The sequence below is a fragment of the Phaeodactylibacter luteus genome, assembly GCF_007993045.1.
Lineage (GTDB): Bacteria > Bacteroidota > Bacteroidia > Chitinophagales > Saprospiraceae > Phaeodactylibacter > Phaeodactylibacter luteus.
Genome location: NZ_VOOR01000003.1, coordinates 28,549 through 41,584, shown reverse-complemented (window position 1 = coordinate 41,584; position 13,036 = coordinate 28,549). Strand labels below are relative to the sequence as shown.

General features: G+C 55.4%; 10 protein-coding genes. 3 read left to right on the top strand and 7 right to left on the bottom strand.

From position 1 onward, the window contains the following. Positions 1–12: 12 nt before the first annotated feature. The 5 genes from FRY97_RS01955 to FRY97_RS01935 form a co-directional block, all read right to left on the bottom strand. The gene (locus FRY97_RS01955; protein WP_147165738.1) at positions 13–1,305 is read right to left on the bottom strand and encodes an MFS transporter; all 1,293 of its coding nucleotides are present in this window, start codon (positions 1,303–1,305) and stop codon (positions 13–15) included. A 476-nt stretch (positions 1,306–1,781) separates the two neighbouring features. After that, positions 1,782–3,017, bottom strand: coding sequence for a tRNA (adenosine(37)-N6)-dimethylallyltransferase MiaA (miaA, locus tag FRY97_RS01950; RefSeq protein ID WP_147165737.1), 1,236 nt, complete (start codon positions 3,015–3,017; stop codon positions 1,782–1,784). 30 nt (positions 3,018–3,047) lie between these two features. Continuing rightward, on the bottom strand, positions 3,048–3,896 hold the full coding sequence (locus FRY97_RS01945) for an alpha/beta hydrolase (protein ID WP_170254459.1): 849 nt from the start codon (positions 3,894–3,896) through the stop codon (positions 3,048–3,050). After that, positions 3,893–5,263, bottom strand: coding sequence for a Gfo/Idh/MocA family protein (locus FRY97_RS01940; RefSeq protein ID WP_147165735.1), 1,371 nt, complete (start codon positions 5,261–5,263; stop codon positions 3,893–3,895). The genes FRY97_RS01945 and FRY97_RS01940 overlap by 4 nt, the downstream gene beginning before the upstream one ends. Positions 5,264–5,401: 138 nt before the next feature. Continuing rightward, the gene (locus tag FRY97_RS01935) at positions 5,402–6,967 is read right to left on the bottom strand and encodes a M28 family peptidase (RefSeq protein ID WP_170254458.1); all 1,566 of its coding nucleotides are present in this window, start codon (positions 6,965–6,967) and stop codon (positions 5,402–5,404) included. 315 nt (positions 6,968–7,282) lie between these two features. Here FRY97_RS01935 and FRY97_RS01930 point away from each other — a divergent pair, with 315 nt between their 5' ends. Then, on the top strand, positions 7,283–7,675 hold the full coding sequence (locus FRY97_RS01930; protein ID WP_147165733.1) for a hypothetical protein: 393 nt from the start codon (positions 7,283–7,285) through the stop codon (positions 7,673–7,675). A gap of 18 nt (positions 7,676–7,693) precedes the next feature. On the opposite strand, the gene FRY97_RS01925 is transcribed toward FRY97_RS01930, so the two are convergent. Next, positions 7,694–9,649, bottom strand: a complete 1,956-nt coding sequence (locus FRY97_RS01925; RefSeq protein WP_147165732.1) for a sensor histidine kinase — start codon at positions 9,647–9,649, stop codon at positions 7,694–7,696. Positions 9,650–9,822: 173 nt separating this feature from the next. On the opposite strand from FRY97_RS01925, the gene FRY97_RS01920 reads away from it, so the two are divergent. Next, a complete protein-coding gene (locus tag FRY97_RS01920) occupies positions 9,823–10,086 on the top strand; it encodes a thioredoxin family protein (RefSeq protein ID WP_147165731.1) in 264 nt (87 codons plus the stop codon). Positions 10,087–10,094: 8 nt separating this feature from the next. Here FRY97_RS01920 and FRY97_RS01915 read toward each other — a convergent pair whose 3' ends face one another. Beyond that, a complete protein-coding gene (locus FRY97_RS01915) occupies positions 10,095–10,574 on the bottom strand; it encodes a pyrophosphohydrolase domain-containing protein (RefSeq protein ID WP_147165730.1) in 480 nt (159 codons plus the stop codon). Between the two features lie 303 nt (positions 10,575–10,877). Here FRY97_RS01915 and FRY97_RS01905 point away from each other — a divergent pair, with 303 nt between their 5' ends. Next, on the top strand, positions 10,878–12,281 hold the full coding sequence (locus FRY97_RS01905; RefSeq protein ID WP_147165728.1) for a type III PLP-dependent enzyme domain-containing protein: 1,404 nt from the start codon (positions 10,878–10,880) through the stop codon (positions 12,279–12,281). The last annotated feature ends 755 nt before the right edge of the window (positions 12,282–13,036 follow it).

Genomic DNA, 13,036 nt, shown 5'->3' with positions numbered 1-13,036 from the left:
CACAGGCCCGGTTTATTTTTTTGATAGCGCAGCTGTTCGGCATGGGGCTGCTGCAAGCTGAGCACCAACAGGTGCTTTTTTGCGCTCGTACTTGTGGATAAGCCATGCATACCAGGCAACCCCTATCACGTACAGCCCAACTGTGATGAGGAAAATACTGACGTATCTGAAATCCATTTGGCGCAGCCAGCCGAATAGCTTCATAGAAATAAACCAAGACCCTGACCAGATAGAGGCATTTAGGGCGCTCATGATCTCTTGGTTTTTGGGCCCTACATAATACATGGTCAGCTCTGAAGTCATAGGCGCTGCAGCGCTCATCAACGGCTGCCTGATGATGTAAGCAGCGATGGCCACCCCAAGTGCGCCCTGCCAGCCTGCGTAGTATTCGGTAGTAGCGAGTATGGCCAGTGCCAGGATAGAGGCGGTCTGAAAACCTGTGATGGCGATGCGGTAGCCAAAGGTACGCTTGATGTAGGGCATTAGGGTGACGACTATGGCTACGAGCAGGAAGGTGCCTGCGCCGACCAGAGAAAAAGCCCTGGAGGGCAGGTCGTGGATGTTCAGGAAAAACAAATTGATGACTGGAATAGTGAACCCTGCCCCGATGGCAATGATCAAGGTGGGGGCGAGGGCTCCTGCGATGGCCTTCCAGTCATAGCCTTGCCAAATTTTCCGGAATGGGATTTTTGGTGTCACCTCTTCCGGGGTCTTTACCCGGAAAACAAACCATGCCCCAACTAAGGCGAAGGTAGAGACGAGTTGGAGCACGCGCTGCTCGGTGAAGAAATCAGGTGCTATGCGGTTGAGCGCAAAGTTGAGGAAGCCGACCAGGCAAATGGTTGCTGAAAAGGAGAGGAAGGAGAGGGAGATGGCTTCAGAGTGGGCTTTAGGGGGCGCATTGAGCAGCAGATAGGGCAATACTGTCACCTGCATGCAGGTGAAAGCCAGCCCCCATGCCATGGCTGAAAGGTTGAGCAAGGTGCCCCAGCCCTCTGCTATAGACCACAACATAAGGTGTGATGTGATCGGCGTAAGCAGGGTGGCCGCAAGGAAAAATGGTTTAAGCTTGCGCCCTTTGATGAAAAGCCCGATCGGGAAGGCGAGCAGAAAGACAGCCAGGAAACGGTAAGACAGCACATCCGCTACTTCAAAGTCTGCAAAACCTTCCCGTGCCATGTAGTAATTGAGGAGGAGGAAAAAAGCGGTATTGACCCCCTGCACAAAGAATTGGGCAGTAATGATTGAAATAATTGGACGGGGGACGTTCCGGTACCCCGAAACGACCTGTCGAAGTGGGCTCATAAAATCAATTTGAAAATGGCAACTGGCGGGCAATATTTCATACATCCCAACGCAAAAGCCTGGTGGAAGTTTAACTGCGGCGGCAGGATGTCTTGGCTGGGCTAAGGCTTCAGCCAAGGGCGCAAACAGAGGGCCGTTTTTTGGGCCTGCCCCCTCCGCAAGGATAGGGGCCTGCCCCTGCCCGATGGCAGGTGCCGCTATGCTTCGGGGCTCGCTATCCGCTCGGCCCTAACGGGCTTGACACCCCTGCGCAGCGCTAGGCCAATGCCAGGCTAGTGCCTTAAGCCATAAATCTCTGATACTTAAGTTGAAGTTATTTTCCGGTTAATCAAGGCGAAGGTTCGCGACTTTAGCCCGAGCTAAAGGAGCGGTTCTTTAACGAAGAGTAGGCGGAAAAGAACGAAGCTCGGGGTGGCAAGGATTTATGGCTTGAGGCACTAGAGCCCGAAGAGCATAAACGCCTGCGATGTTCTGGTTTACGCCCTCCGCCAATGGCTCCAGGGCAGTGGCTCGGGCAGAGGGGCATCGTATTTGGGGGGAGGGCAGCCGGGGTGCTGCCTGTCCCAGCCGCTTGCTCCCTGAGCGTCTGCCGGCAGCAGCAGATGGGCTTCTTTTTCGTCTATGGTAAGCAGGCTCAGCTGATGGAGCAACAAACTCCCTGCAGGCCCTTTATCCAGCTGCTGGATGACAGATGTGCTGCCGCCTTTGAACACGAACCGCCTGCCCCGGTTAGAGGGCTGCCCGTTTTTATCCCAAGCAAGCGCTTGTACCTGGCCTTCTTTATGGAAAGGCTGATGGATAGACAGGCCCTCTTCAGCCGCCATGCTGATGAACTGCAGCGCTACTTCCCAATCATCTGGGCCGATCAGCTTCCAATGCCCATCCCTGCGGAACCAGGTCATCTGCCTTTTGGCGTACCTGCGGCTGTTCCTCTTGACAAGCTCAACGGCTGTGCTCAGGTCGTGCCGCCCGCCAAAGTAATCGAATAGCTCCTGATAGCCCACCGTCTGCAGAGCGGTATGGTGCCTGTGGGCAAAAAGCGAGCGGGCCTCCATCTCAAGCCCTTCTTCGAGCATCTGCTCTACCCGCTGATCTATGCGGCTGTACAATTCCTCCCTAGGCCGCTGCAGCTGCAGGTAAATGGGGGTAAACGGCCTTTGGCTTTTTTGCTTTTTCCGAAAGGAGGAAAAAGGCTGCCCACTGCTCCTAATGATGGAAAGTGCCCGGATGAGCCGGTGCGGGTTGGAGCGGTCTACTTCCTGATAGTAGGCTGGGTCGAGCTCTTGCAGCTCTTGTTGCAAAGGGGCTAGCCCTTCGGACTCAAAAACGGCTTGCAGGGCTTCTTGTACACCTGCACTGACCGGAGGGAAGTGGTCGAGCCCCTGGCAAACGGCATTGATGTAAAGCCCTGACCCGCCGACGAGCACGGCGTAGTCATGATGGGCAAAAATCAACTGTAGTGCACGTAGGGCATCTGCTTCGTACTGCCCCACACTATAGCCCTCCGATATGCTGTGGCTCCCGATGAGGTAGTGTGGGGCTTGGGCCAGCTCTTCGGCAGTAGGCCTGGCTGTCCCGATGCGCATCTCTTGGAAAAGCTGCCTGCTGTCGGCAGAGACGATAGCGGTATTGAAATGCTTCGCTAGGCGTATGGCCAGCCCGGTCTTGCCGCTTGCCGTTGGCCCGCCAATTACGAGGAGGAATTTGGACATGCATTCAACTTTGCTGCGAAGGTAAGGATTTCAGCCTGTACTGCCGGCTGCTGCGGTGCCCCACCATTTCATCAGGGCTTGCCTTGGGGCCCCTGTTTTGAAAAACCAAGATGCTGCGCTCAGGTGGGTCCCCTTTTCTTCCCTGGCAATTTGGAGGGGAGCCCCTTTGGGCCAGCACTTTGCAAAAGACATTGCGCTGGCAAGGGGCACCATGCCATCGTGTGTGCCGTGCACGAGCAGTCCGCTCAGGTGTTGCCCGCTGTCCTTTTGTGCCCAAAAGGCGGGGTTGGCTTCCCGGAAAGCGTGCTCCCCTCTGGGCCCGGCGAGGCTCCGGATGATAAAATTGTCTGGCATCAGCTCGAGGTCGAGTGGTGCGCCAAGCACAGCAAACCTTCGGAAAGCTTGGGCCGGAAGCCCCGCTTCCGCCCTCAATTGGGGGTCTAGCGCAATCATGGCCGCTAGGTGCCCCCCGGCTGACATCCCGCCCAGCTCGGTGCCGGGCAGGCTTTCAAAGCCCATCTTGAGCGCTCCAGCCAGATGGCGGAGCATGGCTGCAAGGTCCTCCCGTATCGCTGCATAATTAGCCTCCGGCGTAGGGCGATAGGTGGGAAGGGCGACCGTATAGCCCAACTGGTTGAGCACAGCGGCATGGGCAAGGAAAAACTCAGGCTTGCCCCAGCGCCAGCTCCCGCCGTGGAGGTAGACCAAAAGCGGGGCTTTGGCCGCTGCTGCGGAGGGTTTGGCCAGGAGGTAATACTGCCTGCGCCCGGGCCCATAAAACAACCGCTCCGCCCGGGCCCGCGGCAGGTTGCTGCCTACCGACTGTGCCCAGAAGAAGGGTAGGGAAAGGATTTCGTGGAGTAGAGAGCCTTTTATCAAAGCGCGAAGGTGTTTTCCCACTCCATCCAGCGCCCGCGGGTGAAGTCTGGGAAGGCCATGGGCTGGCTGCCCCCCGCAATAGATTGCTCTGACAATGGCGTAATAGCGAGCCACGATGCAGCATCGTATACATCGATAGGGGGGCGGGTGCCTTCTCTTGCACTGATGACAAAATCGTTGATCAGGAACCAGTCCATGCCTCCGTGGCCTGCGCCCTCAGCATCAGAAGCGTATTTTTTCCACAGCGGGTGGTCATAGCGGTCAAGATAGGGCTGGGCATTCTCCCAACGGTGAGCAGGGCTTGCCCCCTCGAGGTGTATGCTGTCGTTGAGGTCCATCCATAGCCCTTTTGTGCCTTGCACACGGAACCCCAGGGAGTAGGGGCGTGGCAGGTTGGTGTCATGGCTGATGATGATGCTCTCGCCCTTAGCCGTTTTCACCACAGTGGTGATGATGTCGCCCAATTCAAATTCCACCTTGGCATTGGGGTGGTTTTGGCCTCCTTTGGGATGGTTGACGATGTAGTCGTGCAGCCCTCTAGATTTGGTGGCGGTGGAGGTCAGGTAGGTCATGCGGTTGCCCCGGTTGAGGTTGATGTACTGGGCTACGGGGCCTATGCCGTGGGTAGGGTAGAGGTCTCCGTTGCGGTGCACCGAGTGGCGGGTCCGCCAGCGGGCTTCGCTGAAAGCCTTCTCCCCAAATTCAGCCCCACTGTTGTAAGGCGTTTCCCCGTCATTGAATTTCACGCCCCTCAAGTCGTGCTGATAGCCGCATTCTAAATGGACGAGCTCTCCGAACAAGCCTGCTCTGACCATCTGAAGTACCGCCATGACATCCCGCCGGTAGCAGACATTTTCCAGGAAAAACAATGGGGTGCCGGTAGCTTCATGTGTATTGACCAGCTGCCAGCATTCGTCTATGGAAAAAGCCCCGCTTACTTCCATGCCTACATATTTGCCGGCTTGCATAGCGGCAACAGCCTGTTGGGTATGCCAGCGCCAGGGCGTGGCGATCAGGACCGCATCGATATCTGGGCGCTGTACGAGCTCAAGGTAGGCATATTCCCCCTTGTATACCTCAGGTGCTTTGGCATTGTGCTTTTGGGCTATCTCAAGGCTGCGGGCGATCATGCGCTCGTCAATATCGCAAATGGCGGTGACGATGCTGTCTTTGCGCCGCAGCAGCAAGTCGAGGTGGCCTTGCCCGCGCAGCCCACTGCCGATAATGCCCACCCGGAGTGGGTCCCCTTCTTTTTTGGAAAGCGGGGCATCGCTTGCGGCGATGGCAGCAAAAGGTAGCCCGGTAAGGCTTGCTCCTGCAAGGGTGGATTTCTGGAGGAAACTCCTTCGGTTCAGTTTGTCGCTCATTGGTTTTCCGTTTTGGAGGAAATTAGGGAAAAATGGCAATAGAGGGGGCAGGAGAGGAGCATAAAAGGGGATTTTTTTCTCGCAATAGCTTTGGCAGAAGGGCGCCGAAAACTTGCCATTCAGCGCCCATCTGCGGTTCTAATGCGCCACGACAACCTGCTGGGCGCTGTAGTGGTGCCCGTCGGTGAGCTGTACCCAATAAGTGCCTGCTGGCAAAGCCTGTAAAGGGATGGCTAAGCTGCCTTGGGCAGTAGCGTGAGCGGAGCGCCAAACACTCCGCCCTTGCAGGTCGAGCAGCCTGGCCTCTAGCTGGAGGGCTGGGCCTTTCCCAAACTGAATGAAGAGCTGGCCATTTGCGGGGTTGGGGGAGAGGGTGTAAGATAAGGGGAAATGGTGCAGGTGCCCTTCCGAATGGGTAAGGACGAGGTTGCTGGCCACCGCTTCACCGATGTGGATGGGCTCTGCCAGTTCGGCTGCGGTAGCCACTACGGCTTTCACACAATTGGACATGAAGGCAAAATTGAGGGTGCCGATGGTGTCAGAAGGCTCATGGTAATGCGGGTTGCGGAAGTCTGCGCCATCGGTCAGCATAAGGGCAGGTAGGCCAGCCCCCCAGAATGGGGCATGATCGCTCCGGGCGAGGTCAGGGGGCACCAGGCCATCGGGGGCTTGGAGGGAGATGACCCGGAGCTCCGGCACATAAGCTGCTGCAGCGGCATCAAAAGCTTGGCGGAGCGGCTCGCTAGATTGTATGGCGACATTGGTCAGGAAGTTGCCCCGGTTTTGCTGAGCAGCCACTTCTGCGCTGGCTTGTGGGAACAGTAGGGCGAACCCATCTGGCAGGGTTTGGCTGTTGGGCGCATCGCTGAAGTAGCCGATCATTTCCATGTTCAGCACCCCAAGGATATCTTCAGCTTCTGGGCGGTTGCCAACATAATGGATGCTGCCCCGTAGGCCTGCTTCCTCCAGGTCAAAGCCAATGAAGCGCAAGTTGTTGCGGAAGTGGTAGGCGGACAGGATGCGGGCGGCCTCGAGCATGCCTGCTACAGCGGAGCCGTTGTCATCTGCCCCGGGTGCATCAGATACGGTATCGTAGTGGCCATCAATGATCACTGTGGAATGGCCGTTGATATCCCCCCAATGGTCTGCAATGAGGTTTTGCCCGATAGTATTGGCGTAGGGGAAATTTTGGCGGTAGGCCGAGAGCCCGTAAGCCTGGAAGGCATTCATGATCGTATCCCGGCAGAGGTTAAGTGTGGCAGGGGCTGCAGCGAAGTGGCGGGGCCCGTCAATTTGTTGGAGCCGGGCCCTGAGCAATTGGGAGTCTACCTGGGCCACCATTTCGCTGATGGGGATTTCGTAGCGGTCGTCGGCAATGATTTTGAGGTCTAGGGCAGTGGCCTCGGCCAGTTCCCCGGCGTACGCCCAAGTTAGCTGAAGGCCATCGCCGGGGGCGACGGGGAACCCGATGTTGCCACTGACCTGAGCGGGGATGATATTGAACCGGGCACTGCCCGTTGGGGCTGCGCGAAGGTAGACGTCTAGCGCTTCATCATCTGGGTCAGAAAGGTTGAAGGTCAGGGTGACGGTCTGATTTTGCGGGTCGGTAGCCATGCCGGTGATGGCCACTTGTGGCGGCTGGTTTTGGGCGTAGAGGCTTAGCTGAAGGGCGGTGGCCAAAGCTAGGGCGAAAAATGGGCGCATAAGGATTGGGTTTTTGTTGAGCATGTTCTTTCCTAAAAATAAGCTAATGATCAGAAATCAATATGCTTTGTGGCAAGAAACTGTGTGGCGATTGCGTTATGCAGTCCATCAACGAAGAGCCGCGCAAAGGAAAATGCCGCGAGTTTTTAGCCTTTACGGGCTTTTTGATGGCCTAGCGCTGCGGAGGGGTGGAAGCCCGATAGGGCCGAGCGGACAGCGAGCCCCGCAGCATAGCGGCACCTGCCGTTAGGCAGGGGCAGGCCCCAAGGCCTACAGGAATAGCAATTTGGTTTTCAACTATTAAAAACGAACGACATGAGCCATTATCGATTGATCATCCTAGCCGCCCTTTTTCTGTGCGCTGCTCCAGATGTGGAGGCCCAGGTTTTTGGGCGTAAGGCTAGCCAGGAGGAGGCAGGCAGGGGAGAGGAGGCAGAGCAGGGTACGCTGCGGGCCTGGCTAAAGGGGAATAAGGCGGAGCGCAAAGACTTGAGGGAGGGCCACAGGGACGCCCGGGGCACCCACCGCTCTGCCCGCAAGGAGCGCAAAGCTGCGGAGGCGCGGGAAAAAGCAGCCAAGGCGCGGAAAAAAGCCATCCGTGCCGACCGCAAAGCTGCCCGGGCGGAGAAACGGGCCGTAAAGAAGACGGAGAAAGCCCGGAAAGCAAAGGGGGGCGGGCTAGGCCGGCTGTTTTCAAAAAAAGATTGACGGCTGAGGCAGGGGGCTTTAGCCGCTTTGGTCCAATGGGATTTCAAAGAAGAAGGTTGTCCCCTTGCCCTCTGTGCTCTCAAAGCTAATCTGCCCATTGAGCAGCTCGAGGTAGCGGTGCACGATATTGAGGCCCAGCCCAGTGCCCTGGATATTGACCGCGTTTTCAGCCCGGAAAAACCGGCTGAACAGGTGTTTTTGGTCGCTTTCTGGTATGCCAATGCCTTCATCTTTGATGTGGGCGGTCAACTTCCCGCCTTCCAGGCTGGCTTTGAGCTGTATGGCCGAGCCGGGAGGGGAGTATTTGATGGCGTTCGACAACAGGTTGATGAAGATGTTTTTTAGGATTTTTTGGTCTAACCGTATCTCCTGCCTTACCCCCACGAGCACCTTTTCTAGTTTCTGCCCGGTTTTGAGCAGGGTGTGCATGTCGTCTTCAATTTCAGCCAGCAGGTTTTCAAGGACAAAAGCAGTAGGGGCATTGTGTATTTTGCCCTCTTCGAGCTTGCTGAGGGAAAGAAAATCGCCCAAGATGCCGGTGAGGTTGGTCACTGCAGACCGGATGCGCTTGAGGTGCTTCTCCCTTTTTTCCTGCTGATCGCCGGAAGTGTACAGGCCAATGAGCTCCGAAGAGGAGGCGATAGTGGTCAGGGGGGTGCGGAACTCATGGGAAGCCATGGAAACAAACCTAGACTTGAGCTCGCTGAGCTCCTTTTCCCTTTCGAGGGCCTTGCGGAGCTCTTCTTCGTTGGCCCTTAAGGCATCTTCGGCAGCCTTCCGCTCCTTGATTTCCTGTTCGAGCTGCAGGTTAGACTGCAGGAGTTTATTGACGACCTCTGTCAGTTTTTCCGTTCTTTCTTCTACCTTTTGCTCTAGCTCCCGATTTAGGCTGATGATTTTTTCTTCTGCTATTTTCTCTTCGGTCAGGTCATGGATGACCCCCGTGAAGAGCAAACCTTCTTCGGTTTCGATTTTGGAGACGCCAAGCCGGAAGGGGAAGTAGGTGCCGTCTTTCTTTTTGCCTTTCACCTCTCTACCTATACCAATGATCTGGCCGACGCCGGTATTGTGGTAATTCTGGATATAGCCGTCATGCTTACTGCGGTGCGGCTCAGGCATGAGCATTCGGATGTTCTGCCCGATCATTTCCTCCTCTTGGTAGCCAAACAGGCGGGTGGTGGCCTCGTTAGTCATTTGGATGAGGCCTTTGGAGTCGATAATGATGATGCCATCTACTGCATTGGAAATGATGGCCTGCAGGGTGTTTTTGCTCCGTTGTAGCTCCTGAGCGCCCTCCCGCTGTGCCGTGATGTCGTTGAGGAGGACAATCTGATGGGTTTCTTCGAAAGCTGGGAGGGGGGCCGGTGCACATTGCAGGCAGATGGAACGCCGGGCCGGGTGAGGGGTTTGGATTTCGAAGGGCGCGTTAAGGCCCCCTGCCATCAAAGCATCGCGGAGGGGGTTGCCTTTGTCAGGGGAAAGCGGCCCGTGTGAAAGGAAGTGCTCCCGGCTGTTGCTGCCGAACATGCGGACCAAGGCGTCGTTGGCGCCAATGACAGCCTGCTGCAGCTGGCTGAAGATGAGGATGGGCACGGGGACCCACTCCAGCATGGCATTATAAAAAGCCAGGCTGTCCTGTGCATCATTGTCGGTATAGAGGGCGACAAACCAATACCTGGCCCCTTCCCCTTTTGCGGGGAAGAGCGCGCAGCGGGCATTGAGGCCAGAGGGGAGGGTTACATTGCAGATATCGGGCCGGCCGGCCCAATCTGAGATGGCGGGCAGCCCGCTGATAAAGCCGAAAATATTTTGGCCATAGAGGGCAGCAGGGTTTGTGGAGAGCAAGGTTTGGGCCCTCTCGTCTGCAAGGGTTACCGAGCCGTCTTCAGCAACAGCGAGCAGTGCCGCCTGGTGTTGGCTGATGAGGTCTGCAGGGTTGGAAAACAGAGGAGTGCGGTTGTCCTTGTCAGGCATTGAGTCAGGCTTTTGAGCATTGGTTGCCCGGTAAAGATAATGGCATACAGCACATCCTGCCAAATGAGAGCTGTAGAAACCTATTGATAAAGTTCAAAGCAATTTTTGACGAATGTCATGTGGGTTGGGTTAGGATAGCCCCACCTTGCAGGTACAATAAAGCCCGATGAACGATGAAAACGATACAGGTACTTGGCTTAGGGAATAATAGGCACCGGCAGCTCACCCACCTTTTGGAGCAGGAATTGGAGCGGATGGGCTTGGCCATACCGGTAGAGCAGGTTATGGATATTGAGGTGATACTAGCCTCCGGTGTAGATGCCATCCCTGCTGTGCTTGTAGGTGGGCAGGTCGTTTATGATGGGCGTGCCCTTCCTACGCGGGCAGAAGTACAGGGCTGGCTCACGGCTATTTTACAACCTGGGCATGCTGCCTAGCCCGCCTGTCAACTGCGCTCCCTGCTCAAGATCCCCTTTAAGTCTGCTGCTTCATAATTAATGGATTTCAGGGTCTTGTCGTCCCCTTTTCGGTACACCAGAAACTTCCCATCTTTTTCGACAGTATAGCTGTCAAACCCTTTAGTGGCCTTGTAGTGGGCCATAGTTTGCTCTGCTTCTGCTCTAGAGTTGCAGGCTTTGCTCATATTGGAGCGCTGCACTTCATCGAAGAGGGCTTTGAAAGATGCTCCCAGCCCAAATTCCAGGATAGCGCCAGAAAGGACGTACTGCAGGTCGCAGAGGGCATCTGCAATTTCGGTCAGGTCTTGGTCGGCTATGGCCTGTTCAAGCTCTTTGAGCTCTTCGGCGAGCAGGGCCACCCGGAGTTGGCAGCGCTTGGCAGATGGGATGCAGGGGTGGTCTTCTATAGGATGTTGGAAAGTACGGTGGAAGGCTGCGACGAGTTCGAGCGTATTGGGCTGTTCCATAAAGATGCGGTTTGGTTTGCGGGCGCAAAGTAAGGCCCTTGAGGGGGAAAACCAAGGTGGCGGCTGTACTGAACAATTTAATGTGCCTCTTCCTTTTGTGTATGGAATAATGCGCCTACTTTTGCGCGTTTTTTGGGCTAATCCCTATCTTGTCTGGGCAATGGCGGAACAAAAGCCAAGAGGCTTTCATTATCCACCTGGTATGATCGGTGCGCTGGCAAAAGAGCCTGCTTATTGATGCCCGGCTGCTGTGCTGTACAGGCAGCGTCATTGATTCATCCATTCATCTAAACTACTGGTACATTGGCTGCAACGAACCGCTATTTCGACCTGATCGACCAAACTTTTTACTTCCCTCAGGACGGCTTCGACATTGAACAGGGCTATCTGGTGTTCAATGGGGTGCCTCTGAGTTATCTGATAAAAAAGTACGGTACGCCTTTGAAGCTGACCTACCTGCCTAAAATAGGCTCTCAGATCAAGAAGGCGCGCAATATGTTTACCCGTGCTATGAAAGCTATGGGGTATAGGGGGAAATACTACTATTGCTATTGCACCAAAAGCTGCCATTTTAGCTATGTGCTGAACGAGGTCACCCGGCATGAAGTACAAATAGAAACTTCGTCGGCTTTTGACATCGACCTGGTCCGGCGGCTCTATCAGCAGGGCAACCTCAAGAAAGAGACGATCATCGTTTGCAATGGCTTCAAAACGCAGGGTTACCTAGAGCGTATCGTTGCCCTGATCAACGATGGGTTTGAAAATGTGATCCCGGTCTGCGACAATATGCGGGAGCTTGATTATTACGAAGCGAACGTCAAAGGGCGCTGTAATATCGGGCTGCGCGTGGCCACCGAAGAAGAGCCTAATTTTGAGTTTTACACCTCCCGCCTTGGCATCCGTCATGCAGACGTCCTCCGCTTTTTCCAGGAGCGCATCAAGGACAACGACAAGTTCAGGCTCAGGATGCTCCACTTCTTTGTGGATACTGGCATCAAAGATTCTCTCTACTACTGGGGGGAGCTCAAAAAAGCCATTAAGCTGTATTGTGAGCTCAAGCGCGATAGCGAAGACCTGCATGCTATCAATATAGGCGGCGGGATGCCTATCCGGAATTCCCTGGGCTTTGAGTTCGATTATAAATACATGGTCAAGGAGATTGTCAGCTTGATCTCTCAAGCTTGCGAGGAGGAAGAAATCCCAGAGCCGGATATTTTCACAGAGTTCGGCAAATATACGGTGGGCGAAAGCGGGGCGACTATCTTTTCGGTGCTCGACCAAAAGCTGCAGAACGATTCAGAAATGTGGTACATGATCGACAATTCTCTGATGACCACGCTGCCGGACACCTGGGGCATAGGGGAGCGTTTCATACTGCTGCCTATCAATAAGTGGTACAACGATTACCGCCGGGTCAATATCGGTGGCCTCAGCTGCGATAATTCGGATTATTACAACTCGGAAGTGCACGAGAGCCAAGTGTACCTGCCTGCCTTTTCTGCCTCAGATGAAGAGCCCCTTTACTTGGGCTTCTTCCACACGGGCGCTTATCAGGACTCTATCAGTGGTTATGGCGGTATCAAGCACTGCCTCATCCCTTCTCCAAAGCATATCTTGGTGTACAAAGATGCTCAAGGCAATCTAGTTGATGAGCTGTACCAGGAGGAGCAGTCTGCAGAAGAGATGCTCCGTATCCTCGGCTATTAGTAGCAGCAGCGCTAGTGGGCTGTTGAGCGCTGTTGGGGCTTTAGCAGGCAGCCTGTACTGCTGGGCGCGTGTTTAGGGCTTGTTCCTATTGCAAACCAATGCTTTATGGACATGGCTCCCTCACGGGCGCAAACCAGATTGTCGTTTTTTTGCCTGCCTAGTGGTCTGTCAAGTGTTAATTTATGGGTTGAGTGGGAGCGAATTTTGAGGCTAATCAAGGCGGATGTTCCCGCGCATAGCAGCGCTACGTAAGGGGTTGTCCAACGAAGAGTAGCCTCAAAAGTCGCCGCAGGCAACCCCTAGTTTTAGCCTTGACAGACCACTAGCCTGCTTTGTGGGATGGGCCTGCCCCTGCCTGCGGGCAGGTGCCGCTATGCTACGGGGCTCGCTGTCCGCTCGGCCCCTCGCCCTACAGGCGTCGGGTCTGGCCTTCGGCCACCCCTGCGCAGCGCTAGTCCATTGCCAGGCTAAAGCCCGAAAAGCATAAACACCTGCGGCATTTTGGCTCACCCCCTTCCTCACTATGTTCCCATCTTGCCTGCTGCACTCCGTAGCGCTTTCGCTAGAACCCTACCGGCCAGGCGGGCATGAATCCTTGATTGTCATGATGAAACCGCTACAGGCAAGCGCTAAGTTTGGCTGAGCGGTCTGTGCTGTTGTCGCTGCTCTGGGCTTGGGCTGCAGGGCAGGCACAGCAGGGGGCTTTGAAAGGACGAGGCATTCAAGGCGGTGTTGCTGGCCATTCATTGGGCAAT

Excerpts from the sequence above, each read along its gene's own strand:
- FRY97_RS01955 (WP_147165738.1), bottom strand. The coding sequence starts at position 1,305 with ATGAGCCCACTTCGACAGGTCGTTTCGGGGTACCGGAACGTCCCCCGT.
- miaA (WP_147165737.1), bottom strand. The coding sequence starts at position 3,017 with ATGTCCAAATTCCTCCTCGTAATTGGCGGGCCAACGGCAAGCGGCAAG.
- FRY97_RS01940 (WP_147165735.1), bottom strand. The coding sequence starts at position 5,263 with ATGAGCGACAAACTGAACCGAAGGAGTTTCCTCCAGAAATCCACCCTT.
- FRY97_RS01935 (WP_170254458.1), bottom strand. The coding sequence starts at position 6,967 with ATGCGCCCATTTTTCGCCCTAGCTTTGGCCACCGCCCTTCAGCTAAGC.
- FRY97_RS01930 (WP_147165733.1), top strand. The coding sequence starts at position 7,283 with ATGAGCCATTATCGATTGATCATCCTAGCCGCCCTTTTTCTGTGCGCT.
- FRY97_RS01925 (WP_147165732.1), bottom strand. The coding sequence starts at position 9,649 with ATGCCTGACAAGGACAACCGCACTCCTCTGTTTTCCAACCCTGCAGAC.
- FRY97_RS01920 (WP_147165731.1), top strand. The coding sequence starts at position 9,823 with ATGAAAACGATACAGGTACTTGGCTTAGGGAATAATAGGCACCGGCAG.
- FRY97_RS01915 (WP_147165730.1), bottom strand. The coding sequence starts at position 10,574 with ATGGAACAGCCCAATACGCTCGAACTCGTCGCAGCCTTCCACCGTACT.